Genomic DNA, 749 nt, shown 5'->3' with positions numbered 1-749 from the left:
CGGGGTTTTGTTCCTGATGTTGGTTCTGTGACGGAGATTGTCTTGGCGAGGGAGTTGGTGCGGCTGTCGTTGTCGGTGACGGTTACGGTGATGGTGTAGGTGCCTGCGGTGGTGTATTGGTGTGTGGTGATGGGGCCGGTGGTGGTTGTTCCGTCGCCGTAGTTGGTTCGGTAGCTGGTGATGGTGCCGTCGAGGTCGAAGGAGCTGGATGCGTTGACGGTGACGGTGTCGCCGGGTTTGGGGTTGGTTGGTGCGATGGTGAAGTTGGCTACCGGGTCACCGGGGTTGGTGGTTCGGGATACTTTGATGGCGTTGACTTTGGCGTTTTCGATGTTGGAGATGAATTGGATGTTGATTGCGCCGTCGCCGACTGCGACTGCGGATTGGGTGGCGTAGGCGGTGTCGGCTCCGACTTGGGCGTAGATGTCGAGGTCGCTGATCTTTTCGGTGCCTTCCATCAGGACGTCGAAGCTTCGGAGTCCTGCTGAGGTGTGGTAGACCTCGGCGAAATAGAGGGTGACTGTGTAGTAGCCGTTGGGGACTGCGGCTGTGTAGGAGAAGTTGCCGTAGCGTTCGCTTTGGAAGAGGGTGTCGTCGGTGGTGCCGTTGATGGGGTCGGTTACGGAGTAGGTGGAGCCGCCGGTGAATCCGGTGTCGGTGGCGAATGTTGTTCCGTCTGAGCTGGTGAAGGTGCTGCCGCCGGCGTTGGTGGCGAAGATGGTCTGTTGCGGTGGTGCGGTGGTGGGTGG

Annotated in this window: 1 protein-coding gene; it reads right to left on the bottom strand. The window is 59.7% G+C overall.

The window, feature by feature from the left end:
- The coding region (locus tag ACFHVL_RS31395; RefSeq protein ID WP_416632249.1) for a malectin domain-containing carbohydrate-binding protein at positions 1-749 on the bottom strand (749 nt) is incomplete at both ends.

It is taken from the genome of Micromonospora sp. LOL_023 (assembly GCF_048060115.1).
In the GTDB taxonomy this organism is placed as follows: Bacteria; Actinomycetota; Actinomycetes; order Mycobacteriales; family Micromonosporaceae; genus Micromonospora_E.
The sequence above is the reverse complement of the archived record's forward strand: the minus strand, read 5'-3'. Positions and strand labels throughout refer to the sequence as shown.